The sequence below is a fragment of the Brucella grignonensis genome (assembly GCF_002252505.1).
Taxonomy (GTDB): Bacteria; Pseudomonadota; Alphaproteobacteria; order Rhizobiales; family Rhizobiaceae; genus Brucella; species Brucella grignonensis.
Genome location: NZ_NNRL01000151.1, coordinates 69,483 through 85,120, shown reverse-complemented (window position 1 = coordinate 85,120; position 15,638 = coordinate 69,483). Strand labels below are relative to the sequence as shown.

Genomic DNA, 15,638 nt, shown 5'->3' with positions numbered 1-15,638 from the left:
GCTTTTTTGCTCATCGCTCGCCGCGGCGATAGGGCTGCATCAGTGCCTGTGGCACGCGTGCGCGGCGCGCCATGACGATGAGCGCCACAATCGACATGATGTAAGGGATCATCAGGAAGAGCTGGTAAGGCACGACCTTGCCGTAAACCGTCTGCAGGCGCAGCTGGAACGCATCAAAGAGAGCGAAGAGCAATGCGCCCAGAAGCGCGCGGGCAGGCTTCCACGAGGCAAATACGACCAGTGCAATGCATACCCAGCCTCGTCCCTGCATCATAGTGGGGAAGAACGAGTTGAAAGCGGAGAGTGTCAAAAAGGAGCCGCCGACAGCCATTAAGGCGCTACCGAACATGATCGTGAAGACACGGACTCGGATCGGGTTGATACCTTGTGCTTCAGCGGCATGTGGGTTTTCGCCAGTCATGCGGATGGCAAGGCCGAGCGGCGTGCGGAAAAGCACGTAACCGAGCAGGATTGCCAGTGGAATGGCGATCCATGTGAGGGCTGTCTGTGTTCCGAGGACCTGCCCGATAAACGGAATATCCGCAAGCCAGGATGGATTGATGGGCTGGAATGGCGTGACGGTGGGTGGCGTCGATGAAAGCGGCACCAGAAGACGGAACAGGAAATAGCTGAGGCTCGACGCAAACAGCGTTATGCCCAAGCCCACCACATGTTGCGACAAGCCCAACGGCACGGTGAGGGCCGCATGAATCAGGCCGAACAGGGCACCCGATGCTGCCGCTGCAAGCACGCCCACCCAGAGGTCTGCGCCGTTATAAACCGTCAGCCAGCCGATCATCGCGCCGAAGGTCATGATGCCTTCAATGCCGAGATTGAGCACACCCGCCCGTTCGCAATAAAGCGCGCCGAGCGTGCCGAAGATCAGTGGCGTTGCAATGCGCAGGACCGAGACCCAGAGGCCTGCGGAAAGCAGGATATCCATCAACTCGTTCATCGGGCGATCCTGTATTGTGTGAAGAACAGAGCAACCAGCATAGTCAGAAGCGACAGCGCCACGGTGACATCGGCAATGAAGCTTGGAATGCCGATGGCGCGGCTCATGCCGTCGGCACCGACAAACATTGCGGCTGCAAAAAGTGCCGAGAAAATTGCCCCGATAGGGTTCAGATTGGCCAACATCGCGACAATGATACCGGAATAGCCGAAGCCCGGTGAGAGATCGGTCGTGACGTAACCTTTCACGCCCATGACCTGTATCGCGCCTGCAAGGCCTGCAAGGCCACCAGAAATACAGGCGACTTTCACCAGTGTCTTGCCAAGCGGAACGCCTGCAAAACGCGCGGCTTGCGGGTTGAGACCGGCAGCCTTGGTTTCAAGCCCGAACACGGTGCGCTTCTGCACATAGGCGATGATGAGCGCCAGAGCGATAGCGATGATGATGCCGATGTGAAGCCGCATGCCTGCCATGATTTTTGGCAGGATTGCCGCATCTGGCACAGGCTCGGATTGCGGCCAGCCAAAGGCGAGGGGGTCTTTCATCGGCCCTTCGATCATCATCGAGACGATGAGCACCGCAACGAAGTTCAAAAGCAGTGTCGTTACCACTTCATCAACACCGAAGCGCAGGCGAAGACCGAGTGGAATGAGCAGGAAAATCATGCCTGCAATCGCGCCGACGACGAGCAATAGCGGAATGAGAATAGCGGCTGGAAGCTGCAACTGCGTGCCACAGGCGACGACTGCCAGCGCGCCCATATAAAACTGGCCTTCGGCACCGATATTCCAGAGTTTCGAGCGAAAGGCGACGGCAGCCGCCAGGCCGGTCAGCATCAAGGGCGTTGCGCGGGTGAGCGTTTCGGTGATTGAGAGCTTCGTGCCGAAGGCTCCAATTGCAATCTGGCGGAAGGATTCGAAGACCGGCGCGCCAGCGGCGGCGATCAACAGGCCAGCAAGCACAAAGGCAGCGAGAACAGCGATCACCGGTGCGGTTGCCACCAGAGCCATGGGCCGTGTTTCGCGTCGTTCAATACGCATCAGTTCAGCCCCTTCTTGGTATTTGTCTGCCACTCGCCAGCCATCATCAGACCCAGCCGTTGCGCGTTGGCCTCGCTTGCATCAATTGGTTGTGACAGCCTGCCCTTGACGATGGCCTGTACGCGGTCGGCAAGGCCGATGATTTCATCCAGGTCTTCCGAGATTAGCAGCACGGCGGCACCCTTGGCGCGCGCCTCGAGAATGCGGGCATGGACGGCCGCAACTGCACCTTCGTCGAGGCCGCGTGTCGGCTGTGCCGCAATCAGGATACGAGGGGCAGTTTCAAGATTGCGACCCAGAATAAGCTTCTGCATGTTGCCGCCGGATAGCAGGCGAATGCGGCTGTCGGGCGTCCCGCCACGCACATCGAAATCCTTGATGATGCGGTCGGTAAATTCACGCGCTGCAGTGCGGTTGACCAGAAGACCATTGGAGAATTGCGGATTGCGGACGCGTTCAAGCACAGCATTTTCCCAGAGTGTCAGATCGCCGATTGCCCCTTCGGCATTGCGGTCTTCCGGGATACGGCCGACACCTTCCGCCACAAACTGGCGCGGGTCGAACTTGGTGACCGTTTGCCCGAACATGACGAGCGAGCCACTCGCAGGCTGACTGAGACCCGAAACCAGACGCCCGAGCGCAGCTTGTCCATTGCCCGATACGCCGATGATGCCAAGCGTTTCGCCAGCCCGAAGGTGAAAGTCGAGATCGCTAAGGCGGGTCGCGCCATCCTCTACCACGGTCACGTTCTTGGCTTCGAGCAAAGTCTCGCCGGGTGTGGCCGCAGCACGTGAAGGGCGCGAAACGCGACGACCGACCATCAGTTCGGCGAGTTCCTCCTTCGAGGTCTCGGAAGCCTTGCGCTCCGCCACAACCTTGCCGCCGCGCAACACCACGACGCGGTCGGCTGCGGACATGACTTCATGCAGCTTGTGCGAAATGAAGATCAATGACAGGCCCTGACGTGCCATCTCTTTCAGTGTCGCAAACAGGTTTTCGGCTTCCTGTGTGGTCAGGACGGCGGTCGGTTCGTCGAGGATCAGAATATCGGCGTCGTTATAGAGCGCTTTGAGAATTTCCACGCGCTGTTGCTCGCCAACAGACAGATCACCAAGCCGCGCATCGGGATCGACCTGCAAGCCAAAGCGCTTGGCGATTTCCGCAATCTTGCTGCGGGCAGCACTGTGCGCTGATTTGAGCTTCCAGAGGCTTTCGGTGCCGGTGATGATGTTTTCAAGCACGGTGAGATTGGGCGCGAGCGTGAAATGCTGGTGCACCATGCCCACGCCCGCATTGATGGCGGCGCGGGGCTTGCCCTGCGGGATTTCCTCGCCCTTGACGAAAACGCGGCCTTCATCCGGCACATAATGGCCGAACAGGATGTTCATCAGCGTGGTTTTGCCTGCGCCATTCTCGCCAAGGAAAGCGAGGATTTCACCGCGCTCAAGCTTCAGCGAAATATCGTCATTGGCGGTAAGCGCGCCAAACCGCTTGGTGATGTTTTGCAGTTCAAGAACTGTGGTGGTCATGTGTTCAACCCCGCAACGGGAAATCTGTGCTGCCAACGCTGGTCCTCCTCCAGACGCTCGCCAAGGTTCAAGAGAAGATTGTCCGCTCCCATTCGTCCAATCAACTGAATTGCAAGCGGCATACCATTTGCGTCCTCGCCAAAAGGCATGGAAAGCGCCGGGAAACCGGAAATATTCGCCAATGCCGCATAAGGGGCAAACTCATTCATCTTATGCCAATGTACGTCCACATCGTCATGATCCATCGCGTATGCGCCAATTGGCTGCGGTGCACGCGAGAGCATCGGTGTGATCAGCACATCGATATCGTGGAAAATCTGCCAGAGCTGATAGGCGGCCATCACACCACCATTCATGGCGTTGTAAAGTGCGACAGCGCTCATCTTGCGTCCGCGTGATGCCACGGCCTGCGTCAGTCTTTCGAGCTTTGCTTCATCAATCGAAAAGGCATCAATTGCCGATGCGAGATTGGCCGAGATAATCCGGTCAAAGGCTGTGGCGCTGGCATCGACGAGTGGTGCAAGCTCATCCGCATCGATGGCGTGGATCGTGTGGCCCTGTGCTTCCAGAAAGTATGCTGCGTCAGCAACCACTTGTTTGCGTTCAGCCGTCACCGGATATTTACAGAGATCGCCTGAAATAATGCCGATGCGCAATTTTTCGGGCACTGCGTCTGATGCAAGTGCTACGTCGGGAAGGAAGCTTTCGATCTTGCCAGCGACAAGTGGGAACAAAGCTTTTGCATCGCGGATTGAACGGCAAAGGGCAAATTCGCTCGCAATTGCTGCAAGATAATTGCCGAAATGCGGGCCAGCAGGCATGGCACCGCGGCTTGGCTTCAAACCAATGAGTCCGCACGTGGCCGCTGGAACGCGGATCGAGCCGCCTGCATCCGTTGCATGAGCTATCGAAACGATGCCTGCTGCAACAGCTGCTGCTGCGCCGCCAGACGAACCGGCAGGGGACAGCCTTTCATTGAAGGGATGTCGCGCGACGGGGCCGTCGAGAGGTTCACTGGCAAGTGCCATGCCGAACTCCGGCACGGTTGTCGTTCCAAAGAAATTAAGTCCGGCTTTGCGCAGTCGCGCGGCCAGTTCTGAATCAAGGTCGCGCGGCGCATCTGCACAGGCGCGTGAGCCAAGGCGGATTGGCAGACCAGCGCAAGGTCCGCCCAGATCCTTGAACAGCGATGGCACACCAGCAAAGGGTACTTTGTCAGTACTTGCATCAAAAGCTGCTGCATTGCTGTGGCCAAGTTCTGTATCGAGATATGCAATGGCGCCCAGAGGGCGCCATTTTTCTGCGGCTTCAACGGCGGCATCCATGGCCTCTCGCGCAGTCAAAACGCCCTTCGCGATCGCGTTGGCGAGCGCGGTTGCATCCTGTCGCTTCATATGGAGTGCCACTTCTGCTGCCCTGAATGTATATTACTTAGGCTCAGCCGGATTTGGCTCGACCTTGAAAGTGCCAGCCTTGATCTCGGCCCGACGGGCTTCCATCTTGGCTTCAACTTCTGCAGGTGCAGCGCCCTTGACATAAACGATATCGTTGCCGCCTTCCTTCATCAGGCTGAATGGCGTGTAATCCTTGCCGGTTGGCGATCCTGCCTTAACATCAGCAATGGCTGCATTGAGAATCGGACGGAAGTACCACATCGCATTGGCGAAGACAGTGTCTGGATAGCGTGGTGTATAGTCGATCAGCGAGCCGATTGCCTTGATGCCGCGTTCCTTGGCGGCGTCTGCAGTACCAATGCGTTCGCCAAACAGAATATCTGCACCGGCGTCGATCTGGGCGAGGCCAGCTTCACGAGCCTTTGGTGGATCGAAGAACGTGCCGATGAACGACGCATTGAATTTCGCATCCGGGCGGGTTTCTTTCACGCCTTCCTGAAACGCATTGATGAGCATGTTGACTTCAGGGATTGGAATAGCACCGACCGAACCGAAAGTACCTGATTTGCTCATGCCGCCTGCAAGCATTCCTGCAAGATAGGCTGCTTCAAAATTCCAGGTGCCGAAAACACCGAAGTTGTCGCCCTGTTCTTTGCCGGAAGAACCCATGATGAATGTGGTCTGCGGATAGTCGCCTGCAACCTGACGCGCTTCGCGCTCGACGGCATAAGATTCACCAACGATCAGCTTGATGCCCTGTTCGGCATATTCACGCATGGCGCGTGGATAGTCGCTCGCCGAAACGCCTTCCGAGAAGACATATTCGATGACGCCTTCGTCATGTGCCTGCTTAAGCGCTTCATGAAGGCGTGAATTCCATGCATTCTCGACCGGCGAAGCGTGAATACCCGCAACCTTGAGCTTCTCGTCCGCAGCAAAAACGCGCGTTGTGATGGCGGTTGCACCGAGAGCCGCAGACATCGCGAGAATGTCGCGGCGGGTAAAGTTCGATGTTTTAATGATTTTGGTCATTGGACCCCTCGTGTGTGTTTTCGGCGTGCCGGGACTGCACTACCGGTTGCTTCGTTTTGTGTGAGCAGAATGTATGAGCAACAGTTCTATCTTTGCTCAATCTGCCTCGAATACAAGCGAATTAGGTCGCGGCCTCAAAAATAGGCACGACTTTTTCAGTCGCGACTGTTCTTGTTCGTTCATCCGGCAATCTGTCGGGTAGGCTGAAACTGTTGATATCGTTAGCCTAACGGCGCGTAATCTGCCCCGTCAACCGATGATGGGCGACCTTCGAGGTTGAGCGCGCTGATACGTTGCGGAGTCTCGGCGATAACCTTGCCGCGCTTGACGACGGTCAGGCGGTTGGCCTTGAGACGCAGCGCTTCCAACGGGTCCCGCGCCTGCAGCACCACGAAATCAGCGTTACAGCCTTTTTCAAGACCGTAGCCTTCGAGGCCCAACGCTTTTGCCGAATTGACGGTGAGTGCATCGAAAACCTGCTTCTTGCCTTCGATCGACGTCATCTGCGCCACGTGAATGGCCATATGGCCGACTTCTAGCATGTCGCCGGAACCCATCGAGTACCACGGATCCATAACGCAGTCGTGGCCAAAAGCAACGTTAATGCCAGCCGCCATCAGTTCCGGCACACGGGTCATGCCGCGACGCTTCGGATAGGTGTCCGCGCGGCCCTGCAATGTGATGTTGATGAGCGGGTTCGGAATGGCGTTCATCTTCGCTTCCGCAATCAGCGGAATGAGCTTCGAGACATAATAATTGTCCATGGAATGCATGGAGGTAAGGTGCGAGCCGGATACACGGCCCTGCAAGCCGAAACGCATCGTCTGTGCTGCCAGCGTTTCGACATGGCGCGACATTGGGTCGTCGGTTTCATCGCAGTGAATATCAACGGGCAGGCCGCGTTCGGCGGCAATGCGGCAGAGTTCTTCGAGCGATGCCGCGCCATCGGCCATGGTGCGCTCAAAGTGTGGAATGCCGCCCACGACATCAAGGCCCATATCGAGCGAGCGATTGACGAGATCGACCGCGCCTGGCGAACGATAATAGCCGTCCTGCGGGAAGGCCACCAACTGCAGATCGATGTAAGGCTTCACCTTCTCGCGTACTTCGATCATCGCGGTCGCAGTGAGAAGGCGCGGGTCGCTCACGTCGACATGGCTGCGGATCGCCAGTAGGCCCTGCGAAACGGCCAGATCGCAATAACGCAACGCGCGCTCGACCATGGCTTCAACGGTCAGCATCGGCTTAAGCTCACCCCAGAGCGTGATACCTTCCAACAATGTGCCCGAGCGATTGAGGCGTGGCAGGCCGAGCGACAAGGTCGCGTCCATATGGAAATGCGGATCGACGAAAGGCGGGGTTACGAGCCGGTCGGTTGCATCGATTTCTTTGGCTGCCTGATGTTCGCCCTTGGATGGGACTATATCAGCAATTTTGCCGTCCTTGACCAGAATGTCGTGCTTTTCACGTCCGTCGCGAAGATTGGCGTTTCTCACAATCAAATCGAACATCGGCGGACCTTTCAAATTTTCGGCGGGGGTGAGCGGCTGTCAGGACGCGCGGCTCATTTTTCAATGCCTTATACCCTAGTTTGCATGTGTGCAATGCTAACGCAGGCATAAGGAGTCGTCATCCGCAACGTAAAATGCTAGGTCGCAAAAATACCGTTTGCAGGATAGCCATGTTCACCATCAGTCGCATTGAAACCATCACGCAGGAGATCAAGAAAAGCCGCTTTTTAGGCGTGGCAGCTCCTGTGGCAAATGAACAGGCGGCTAAGGATTTTCTGACTGAGCATTCCGATCTTGCGGCCAATCACAATTGCTGGGCGTGGCGCATTGGGCAGAATTATCGTTTCAGCGATGATGGCGAGCCGAGTGGTACGGCGGGCAAGCCCATTCTGCAAGCAATCGACGGGCAACAGCTTGATAATATCGTGGTCGTGGTCACGCGCTGGTTCGGTGGTATTCTGCTTGGCAGTGGCGGTTTGATGCGGGCCTATGGTGGCACTGCTGCGATGTGTCTGCGACAGGCCGAGAAAACCGAGGTAATCCCGGTGATCGGCTTTTCGTTTGCTTGTGACTTTTCAGATCACGCGCTTCTTAAAGCGCGTCTTACGGCTGTCGAACATGTCACCATTGCAAACGAAAACTTCACAGCAACCGGCGTGGAAATGACCGGCGCGATGCCGCTCGCTGTCCAAAGTGAGCTGGCGCAGCTTGTCACCGATCTCACGCGCGGCAAGACGATTATCAAGTTTGATGATTGATCAGGAAAGTTTCGACTTTCGCAGTGCTTCCGCCGAATAGTGCATGCGCTTGTCTTCATACATCAGAAGGTCTGCACGTTTCGCAACCGTTTCCAGCTTTTCGCCGGGCATGCTGGTGGCAGTACCCATAGAAAGCTCGATTTTCAGCTGTGAATAATACTGGTTGTTGATATCGACCAGTCGGCGAATATCTTCCATGACGGCTTCTGCACCGCGCTCGTCGACATAAGGCAGCACGACTGCAAACTCGTCGCCGCCAATACGGGCAGCGTGGCCCGGCAACTTTACAGCCTCATTCAATACTTCGCCGATGCGACGCAGCAAGCCATCGCCGCTCGCATGTCCAAGCAGGTCATTGGCTGCTTTCAGGCCATTAAGGTCGATGATGATGATCGAGACAGGCACGTGTCCTTTGCGCTCGAGGCGGTTCAACTCATCAACATAGAAGGCGCGATTATGCAGCTTGGTCAGCACATCATGCTTGCCAAGATATTCGAGATAGGCTTCGGCCTTCTTGCGCGCTGTAATGTCTGCAAGTGCGACCTGAACCAGTGACCAGTCTTCTTCATGGCCCGGTAGGACCGAGAATTGCAGGAGCAAATGCCGTTCGGTTCCATCGAGCGCATAATTGACAACTTCGCGGCGCTGAAACAGCACGCCGTTCCAGAGATCGATCAGTTGTTCGCGGAAATTGGTTTCCATATCGGCTTTGAAAACATGCGGCAGGTTTTGCAGAAGCGTCTGTTTGTCTGGTGCGAGAAACAGCTCGAGCGTTTCTCGATTGATATCCAGAACGCGGATTTCGCTCATGCATTGGCGCACGAATTCCGGATGTACATCAGTGAAGACGCGGAAATCGACAATGCCACGCTCGCGGATATCGTCCATCAGCTGTTTGATACGGCTGAAGTCTTCCACCCAAAGCGAGACTGGCGAATGTTCAAACAGGCCTTCTGCATGCTGCTTATGCTTGTTTTGCTCACGTCGAGCCTCTTCACGTGCGGTCACGTCTTCGATGGACAAAAGAACGCGGTTCCAGCTTTCCTCATGGCCCGGCAAAACCACACCTTTGAGCTGGATGTCGAGGCGCTTGCCACCTAGCGAATAATTCACCGTATCGCTTATGAAAGCGTTATCGCCGTTCCAGAGCTGAACCATTTCTTCTATATGTGGATCGAGCATGTCGTCGCGGAAAACGCGCTCAAGATTTTCGATCAGATGGTTGACGTCACGCGCCTCATAAAGAGACAGAGTTTTGCGATTGACCTTGAGAACACGGATGTGGCTTGTGCAGATACGCAAGCGACTCGTGTCTTCGTGAAGAAACGTCCTGAGATCCGTAACACCAAGTTTCCGCCATTGTTCGAACTGCGCACGCAATCCACTATAGTCTTCTAGCCACAGGGAAATTGGTGCCAGTTCAAAGACATTGGCACCATCATTCAAGGCAGATTCAATATTCATGGTTCGGCTCTAAACCTGAGGTGTTCGTGCAAGAAGCGCAGATCAAAATGGAAAATAATCAACGCCTTATATTACGCGATGAAAAGATAGACCAGCAATTATGTGAGATCGCGTGTTTATTAACCAAAACTTGTAGCGATTGTTTAAAGGGCAATTTGATAGAGACAAGCCTATCAATAACAATTATCGACTGTAGAATAGACTATTCATTGTTCATTTGTACTTTTGTCTTTTGGGGTGCCAAGGGGGCTTGGTTGACGAAAGTTGCCGGGGGTGGGGTTGAAGGGGATAGCGAAAAATGGATGAGCGGCTCAAAAGTCAGGACGTGCCTCTGGCCGTGGATCTCGACGGGACGCTCATCGCAACCGACTTGCTTTGGGAAAGCACCTTCATTCTTCTGAAGAAGAATCCGCTTTATCTTTTCCTGCTGCCGATCTGGCTCCTGTCAGGCAAGGCTCATCTCAAGCAGCAAATCGCACGCCGGATCGTCATTGATGCGTCTTTGTTGCCTTATCGACAAGAATTTCTCGATTATCTTCGTCAAGAACATACCAATGGTCGCAGGCTGGTTCTGGCGACAGCAGCAGCAGAACCCTTGGCGCAAGCGGTTGCTTCGGGGCTCGGTATTTTTGAAGCTGTTTTAGCCACGACAGGCAAAAACAATCTGTCTTCACATGCCAAGGCACGTGCTCTCACAGAACATTATGGCCCACAAGGCTTCGATTATGCGGGCAATGATCGCGCCGATATAGCGGTCTTTGAAGCTGCGCGAAAGGTGGTTGTCGTTGCTCCGGATCGGGCAGCTGCACGTTTTCAGAAAGCCAATGGCAGCCGGCTCTTTGAGAAAAGTGTAACGGGCATCAAGCCCTATCTGAAAATGCTCCGTGTGCATCAATGGCTTAAGAACCTTCTGGTTTTTGTGCCGGCGCTCCTCGCTCACACGATCTTCTTTCCCGACGTGCTGTTAGCGTCCATCCTTGCCTTCATTGCCTTTTCTGCGGCTGCCTCAGCGATCTACATTCTCAATGATATTATTGATCTGCCGCTCGATCGCCAGCATACCAGAAAGCGTTCACGCCCCTTTGCAAGCGGTGCATTGAGTATTCCGTTCGGCCTCAAGGTTTCAGCGTTGCTTTTGTTGATTGCAGCGGCAATCTGCTTTTTCCTGCCGCCAGCTTTTGCTCTGGTTATCGGTCTTTATCTGGTTGCGACGACTGCCTATTCGCTGGTGTTGAAGCGCGCATTGCTGGTTGATGTCATCTGCCTTGCAGCGCTTTACACCTTGCGGCTTTTGGGTGGCACGGCGGCGACCGAAATTCCGCAGTCTTTCTGGCTGATGGCGTTTGCAATGTTCTTCTTCCTGTCGCTGGCGCTGGTGAAGCGCTATGTTGAGTTGCAGCATTCCACGGTTACAGAAAAAGATCGTATCGCCGGTCGAGGCTACCGCCCCGAAGATAAAGACGTCATAGGCCAGAGCGGTGTCGCTTCTGGCTTCACCGCCGTGGTGGTTCTGGCACTTTATATCAACAGTGGTGCGGTGCAGGTGCTGTATACCTACCCATGGCTGATCTGGCCGCTGGTGCCGATTGTTCTCTACATCATCATCCGTGTGTGGATTCTGGCGCATCGCAGGGAAATGGACGACGACCCTGTCGTGTTCCTGGCCAATGACTGGCGCAGTCAGGTGGTGATCGCGATTGGTGCAGTCCTGCTGTTTGTTGCCGGGATGCGGTGATGGATCAGTCTTTCGATAGCTTTGGACGCATCATTCGTCGCCGGCGAAACGCGATTGCGTTCGATGATGTGTTTTCCAAGCTGGAAGGTCCAGAAAGCCTGCTCGCTTTCGGCAATGGCCGTTCTTATGGTGACAGCTGCCATAACGATGCGGGATTGCTTGTTCCGATGCGAACGCACGCCCGGATTGTTAGCTTCGATGTTCATACCGGCGTTCTTGAGGCTGAATCCGGTGTTCTGCTAAGTGAAATTATCGAGGCGGTCGCCAAACACGGTTATTTTCTACCGGTGACGCCCGGCACGCGTTTTGTGACGCTCGGTGGCGCAATCGCCAACGATGTGCATGGCAAAAACCATCATCTGCGGGGCACTTTCGGCAGTCATGTGGAAAGCTTGGAGCTCCTGCGCTCTGATGGTGTGCATTACATTTGTTCGAGCGCAGAAAATGCTGAACTCTTTTCAGCAACAATTGGCGGTATGGGCCTCACGGGATTGATCCTCAACGCTCGCATCCGACTGATGCCGGTTGGCTCCCTTGATGTTGAAGAACGCATCACATCTTTCCGGAACCTATCCGAATATTTTGCGATTGCTGAAGAATCCGATCGGCAGAATGAATATGCGGTTGCCTGGGTGGATCAACTGGCAAGCGGTCGCTCGGAAGGTCGCGGTGTGTTGATTACCGGTAATCACGCGATCAATGGCAATCATATAGCAAACAGTGGTGAAGCACTGCTCGGTGTACCGGTTGACCTGCCGTTTTCGATGCTCAACAGGTTGAGCCTGACGGCATTCAATAGTCTCTATTTTCATGCCAAGCGCCGCAAACAGCAGCCGCATCTGACGGGATTTGCGAGCTTCTTCTATCCGCTGGATGGTCTTCGCAACTGGAACCGCTTTTACGGCCCCACAGGGCTTTATCAGCATCAGAGCGTTGTGCCTTTTGAGGCAGCGGAAAAGACGATTCCGGCGCTGCTTCAGGCCAGCCGCGATGCAGGCCAGTCGTCATTTCTCACGGTCCTCAAGCGTTTCGGCAATCTGCATTCTCCGGGTCTGCTGTCATTTCCAAAGCCCGGTTATACCCTGACGATGGACTTCCCCAATCGCGGGCGGAAAACGCTTGAGCTGCTCGACCAGCTTGACAGTATGACGATCGAGGCGGGCGGGCGCGTCAATCCCTACAAGGATCAGCGGATGAGTGCCGAGACATTCAAAGCGGGCTTTCCGGAATGGCAGCAGCTTGAGGACATGCGTGATGCGCGGTTCTGCTCCGATTTCTGGCGGCGTACCGCTCTAACCAATTAAACGGGACCGAACATGAAATATATCCCATTCATTCTTTTCACGGTCATGACCAATGCGGCCGCACAGCTGCTGCTCAAATATGGCATGATGTCATTCAGTACGGCTAGTTACTCTGCGGACACACTGATTTATCGGATATTTCAGATTGTCTTTAATCCATGGGTTTTCGCTGGATTGACCATGTTTGTGATTTCCATGGCATCACATATGTATGTGCTGTCGAAAGTCGATCTGTCTTTTGCATATCCTTTTTTAAGCCTCGCCTATGTCGCTGTCGCGCTGTTCGCATGGCTTTTGTTCAAGGAAGAGCTGGGCGCTTATAAGATCGCGGGCATCGCCTTCATTTGCATCGGAACAGTGCTGATCGCGCAGAGCGGCAAGACGCCGAATGCAGAACAGAACGCGGCGGTTCATGACCGCTCAGCATCATAAGTTTAAGGTTGGGGCAGGATTATGAGACATATTATTTTCGGTGGTGATGGCTTTGTGGGGCGTTATCTGGCTCCCATGCTTCTCGCTGACGGCCATGAAGTGATCGTTGCAGATATCGTGAAAAGCGATCTCGCGCATTATGCGCAAGCAACTTTTGTGCATACGGATGTGACCGATCCGGAAGCAATCCGCAAGCTTGGCATTCGCGCTGACGATATGGTCTATAATCTCTCGGCCAAGATGCTGTCGCCGCTTCAGGTGCGGGCCAAGCGTCACGATTTCTTCTTCCCGGTCAATTATTACGGCACGGAAAACATCATCAAGGCGATGGATGAAGCTGGTGCAAAGCGGCTTGTGCATTTCACGACTGATATGGTTTATGGCCATACCTATGTCTGGCCGCAGAAGGAAGATCATCCCTGCAATCCGCTGGGCGAATATGGCTTGTCCAAGCTGAAGACCGAGGAACTGGCCGCTGAATGGCGCAAGCGCGGCATGAATATTTCGCTGTTCCGTCCGCGTCTGATTATCGGACCGGGACGCCTTGGCATTCTGGAAAAATTGTTCAAGTTGATCGATAGCAATCTGCCGGTTCCGATGATCGGCTCAGGCAAGAACCCTTATCAATTCATCTCGGTGTTTGATTGCGCATCTGCTTGCTATGCGGCCTTCAAGGCAGGCGTGCCAAACGAGGTTTATAATCTTGGTTCTTTGAACCCGCCGCCGGTGCGTAAACTGCTGGGTGATCTGGTCAAGCACGCGGGATCGAAATCCATTCTAGTGCCGACGCCTGCATGGGCGGTGAAACGCACGCTGGATTTCCTCGACTGGCTCAACAAGCCTTTGATGGATCCTGAGCAATATCTGATCGCCGATGAAATGTGCGTTCTTGATGTTTCAAAAGGCGAACGGGAATTGGGTTGGATACCGCAATATCGTGATGAGGACATGCTGATCGCGGCCTATAGCGAATATCGCAAGAAACTTGCCAATGCATCGAAGGCGGCGTGAGGACAGAACCATGACAAAGACAGTTACGACACATGATGCGGTTGCTGTTGCCAACCACACGCCCAAGCCGAAGCTTCTGACAGTCGAAGATGCGAAGGCGCTCGATCTGCCGCGCATGACCGAGCTTTTTACCGATCATCTTAACCCGGGCCAGCTGCATTTCATGAAGCTGCTCGGCTTTCACAAGGTTAAGATCGAGCGCGCCGAAGGCATGTATTATTATGACCAGAATGGCCGCAAGATTCTCGATTTCTTCGGCGGTTTCGGATCTCTGGCGCTGGGACATAATCATCCGCGCATTCTTGAGGCGCGCCGCAAATTTCAGGAGGAAATGCGGCACGAAATCGCCATCGCCTTCATGTCGCAATATGCAGCAGCACTTGCTTATGACATTGCAGCCTGCTCGCCGGGTGATCTCGATATGGTCTTCTTGGGCTCGTCCGGTTCGGAAGCCATGGAAGCTGCGATCAAGGTTGCAGAACGTGCAGCGGGTCCTAAGAAGCCCAAGATTGTCTATGCCGAAAACTCATTCCATGGAAAGACCAAGGGCGTGCTGTCGATCACCGATGGCGGGCTTTACCGTGGCGAGTTCAAGCTGGTCGATAATACGGTTCGCGTACCGTTTGGTGATATTGATGCCATCGAAAACGCCTTCCGCACCGATCCGGAAATCGGTGTCATCGTGCTCGAAACTGTTCAGGGTGGCGGCGGCATCATTCAGGCCGATGCCGCATTCTGGCAGAAGTTGCGCCAGTTGTGCGACCAGTATGGCGTGGTCTGGGTAGCAGATGAAGTGCAGTGCGGCTTTGGCCGTACCGGAAAGTTCTATGCTTTCGAACATTATGGTGTCATTCCGGATGTCACAGCGCTTGCCAAGTCGCTGGGTGGCGGCAAGACAGCTATGGCTGCGATGATCGCAAAGCGCGACGTCTATATGAAAGCGTACGGCACGCCGAAAACAGCGATGATCCATGCCATGGCGACCTTCGGCGGCATTGGTGAAGCCTGCATAACGTCGATTGAAACGATCAACGTGCTCTATGATGAACATCTCATCGATAACTCGGCAGAAACCGGCGATTATCTGCTCGATCGGCTGAAAGAGTTGCACGAGCGCTACCCAAAACTCATCAAGGACGTGCGCGGCAAAGGCATGATGGTGGGGCTGGAGTTCCACGATTTCTCAAATGCCATGCCGTTGGTGTTGCGCCCTGTGCTCGCCATGCTCGACGATAAGCTGAAAGGATCGCTGCCGGGCTTTATCGGCAGCCATCTGCTGCGTGATCACGGTGTGCTGGTGGCTTTCACCGAGTATAATCGCAATGTGATCCGGCTGGAGCCGCCATTGATTTGTGGCCGCGCGCATGTCGATGAGTTCATCGCTGCGCTTGATGAGATTCTTGGGCGCGGCATCGTCGGTATCGTCAAGGATTTCGTGAAAGCGCAAATCAAGTAACAAAGAAAGGCCGGGTG

General features: G+C 54.8%; 13 protein-coding genes. 6 read left to right on the top strand and 7 right to left on the bottom strand.

The features are described 5' to 3' along the window. Nucleotides 1-10: 10 nt before the first annotated feature. From CEV33_RS04995 to CEV33_RS04970, 6 genes are all read right to left on the bottom strand, one after another. The gene (locus tag CEV33_RS04995; protein ID WP_094539401.1) at nucleotides 11-955 is read right to left on the bottom strand and encodes an ABC transporter permease; all 945 of its coding nucleotides are present in this window, start codon (nucleotides 953-955) and stop codon (nucleotides 11-13) included. Continuing rightward, nucleotides 952-1,995 (bottom strand): ABC transporter permease, encoded by a 1,044-nt coding sequence (locus tag CEV33_RS04990; protein WP_094539400.1) that lies wholly within the window; start codon nucleotides 1,993-1,995, stop codon nucleotides 952-954. The genes CEV33_RS04995 and CEV33_RS04990 overlap by 4 nt, the downstream gene beginning before the upstream one ends. Then, nucleotides 1,995-3,524, bottom strand: coding sequence for an ABC transporter ATP-binding protein (locus tag CEV33_RS04985; protein WP_094539399.1), 1,530 nt, complete (start codon nucleotides 3,522-3,524; stop codon nucleotides 1,995-1,997). The genes CEV33_RS04990 and CEV33_RS04985 overlap by 1 nt, the downstream gene beginning before the upstream one ends. Continuing rightward, nucleotides 3,521-4,918 carry an amidase gene (locus CEV33_RS04980; protein ID WP_094539398.1) on the bottom strand — a complete coding sequence of 466 codons (1,398 nt, stop codon included), beginning with the start codon at nucleotides 4,916-4,918 and terminating at the stop codon, nucleotides 3,521-3,523. Before CEV33_RS04980 ends, CEV33_RS04985 begins: the two co-directional genes overlap by 4 nt. Before the next feature lie 33 nt (nucleotides 4,919-4,951). Next, on the bottom strand, nucleotides 4,952-5,950 hold the full coding sequence (locus tag CEV33_RS04975; RefSeq protein WP_094539397.1) for a BMP family protein: 999 nt from the start codon (nucleotides 5,948-5,950) through the stop codon (nucleotides 4,952-4,954). Nucleotides 5,951-6,171: 221 nt separating this feature from the next. Further along, on the bottom strand, nucleotides 6,172-7,461 hold the full coding sequence (locus CEV33_RS04970; RefSeq protein ID WP_094539396.1) for an amidohydrolase family protein: 1,290 nt from the start codon (nucleotides 7,459-7,461) through the stop codon (nucleotides 6,172-6,174). Nucleotides 7,462-7,631: 170 nt separating this feature from the next. Between CEV33_RS04970 and CEV33_RS04965 the strand changes: the two genes are divergently transcribed. Next, nucleotides 7,632-8,219 (top strand): IMPACT family protein, encoded by a 588-nt coding sequence (locus CEV33_RS04965; RefSeq protein WP_094539395.1) that lies wholly within the window; start codon nucleotides 7,632-7,634, stop codon nucleotides 8,217-8,219. On the opposite strand, the gene CEV33_RS04960 is transcribed toward CEV33_RS04965, so the two are convergent. Continuing rightward, nucleotides 8,220-9,683: a sensor domain-containing diguanylate cyclase gene (locus CEV33_RS04960; RefSeq protein ID WP_094539394.1), complete on the bottom strand. Its 1,464-nt coding sequence runs from the start codon at nucleotides 9,681-9,683 to the stop codon at nucleotides 8,220-8,222. It lies immediately after the preceding gene. Nucleotides 9,684-9,981: 298 nt separating this feature from the next. On the opposite strand from CEV33_RS04960, the gene CEV33_RS04955 reads away from it, so the two are divergent. The 5 genes from CEV33_RS04955 to CEV33_RS04935 are packed head-to-tail and all read left to right on the top strand — an operon-like array spanning nucleotide 9,982 to nucleotide 15,621. After that, complete coding sequence (locus CEV33_RS04955; protein ID WP_094539393.1) at nucleotides 9,982-11,418, top strand: UbiA family prenyltransferase; 1,437 nt, start codon at nucleotides 9,982-9,984, stop codon at nucleotides 11,416-11,418. After that, on the top strand, nucleotides 11,418-12,722 hold the full coding sequence (locus CEV33_RS04950; RefSeq protein WP_094539392.1) for an FAD-binding oxidoreductase: 1,305 nt from the start codon (nucleotides 11,418-11,420) through the stop codon (nucleotides 12,720-12,722). Before CEV33_RS04955 ends, CEV33_RS04950 begins: the two co-directional genes overlap by 1 nt. A 12-nt stretch (nucleotides 12,723-12,734) precedes the next feature. Then, nucleotides 12,735-13,154 carry an EamA family transporter gene (locus tag CEV33_RS04945; protein WP_094539391.1) on the top strand — a complete coding sequence of 140 codons (420 nt, stop codon included), beginning with the start codon at nucleotides 12,735-12,737 and terminating at the stop codon, nucleotides 13,152-13,154. 21 nt (nucleotides 13,155-13,175) lie between these two features. Then, nucleotides 13,176-14,165, top strand: coding sequence for an NAD-dependent epimerase/dehydratase family protein (locus CEV33_RS04940; protein WP_094539389.1), 990 nt, complete (start codon nucleotides 13,176-13,178; stop codon nucleotides 14,163-14,165). Nucleotides 14,166-14,175: 10 nt separating this feature from the next. Continuing rightward, on the top strand, nucleotides 14,176-15,621 hold the full coding sequence (locus CEV33_RS04935) for an aspartate aminotransferase family protein (protein ID WP_094539387.1): 1,446 nt from the start codon (nucleotides 14,176-14,178) through the stop codon (nucleotides 15,619-15,621). The last annotated feature ends 17 nt before the right edge of the window (nucleotides 15,622-15,638 follow it).

What these genes read in the sequence shown, in the direction of transcription:
- CEV33_RS04995 (WP_094539401.1), bottom strand. Translation starts at nt 955, where the DNA reads ATGAACGAGTTGATGGATATCCTGCTTTCCGCAGGCCTCTGGGTCTCG.
- CEV33_RS04965 (WP_094539395.1), top strand. Translation starts at nt 7,632, where the DNA reads ATGTTCACCATCAGTCGCATTGAAACCATCACGCAGGAGATCAAGAAA.
- CEV33_RS04955 (WP_094539393.1), top strand. Translation starts at nt 9,982, where the DNA reads ATGGATGAGCGGCTCAAAAGTCAGGACGTGCCTCTGGCCGTGGATCTC.
- CEV33_RS04980 (WP_094539398.1), bottom strand. Translation starts at nt 4,918, where the DNA reads ATGAAGCGACAGGATGCAACCGCGCTCGCCAACGCGATCGCGAAGGGC.
- CEV33_RS04935 (WP_094539387.1), top strand. Translation starts at nt 14,176, where the DNA reads ATGACAAAGACAGTTACGACACATGATGCGGTTGCTGTTGCCAACCAC.
- CEV33_RS04940 (WP_094539389.1), top strand. Translation starts at nt 13,176, where the DNA reads ATGAGACATATTATTTTCGGTGGTGATGGCTTTGTGGGGCGTTATCTG.
- CEV33_RS04970 (WP_094539396.1), bottom strand. Translation starts at nt 7,461, where the DNA reads ATGTTCGATTTGATTGTGAGAAACGCCAATCTTCGCGACGGACGTGAA.
- CEV33_RS04990 (WP_094539400.1), bottom strand. Translation starts at nt 1,995, where the DNA reads ATGCGTATTGAACGACGCGAAACACGGCCCATGGCTCTGGTGGCAACC.
- CEV33_RS04950 (WP_094539392.1), top strand. Translation starts at nt 11,418, where the DNA reads ATGGATCAGTCTTTCGATAGCTTTGGACGCATCATTCGTCGCCGGCGA.
- CEV33_RS04945 (WP_094539391.1), top strand. Translation starts at nt 12,735, where the DNA reads ATGAAATATATCCCATTCATTCTTTTCACGGTCATGACCAATGCGGCC.
- CEV33_RS04960 (WP_094539394.1), bottom strand. Translation starts at nt 9,683, where the DNA reads ATGAATATTGAATCTGCCTTGAATGATGGTGCCAATGTCTTTGAACTG.
- CEV33_RS04975 (WP_094539397.1), bottom strand. Translation starts at nt 5,950, where the DNA reads ATGACCAAAATCATTAAAACATCGAACTTTACCCGCCGCGACATTCTC.
- CEV33_RS04985 (WP_094539399.1), bottom strand. Translation starts at nt 3,524, where the DNA reads ATGACCACCACAGTTCTTGAACTGCAAAACATCACCAAGCGGTTTGGC.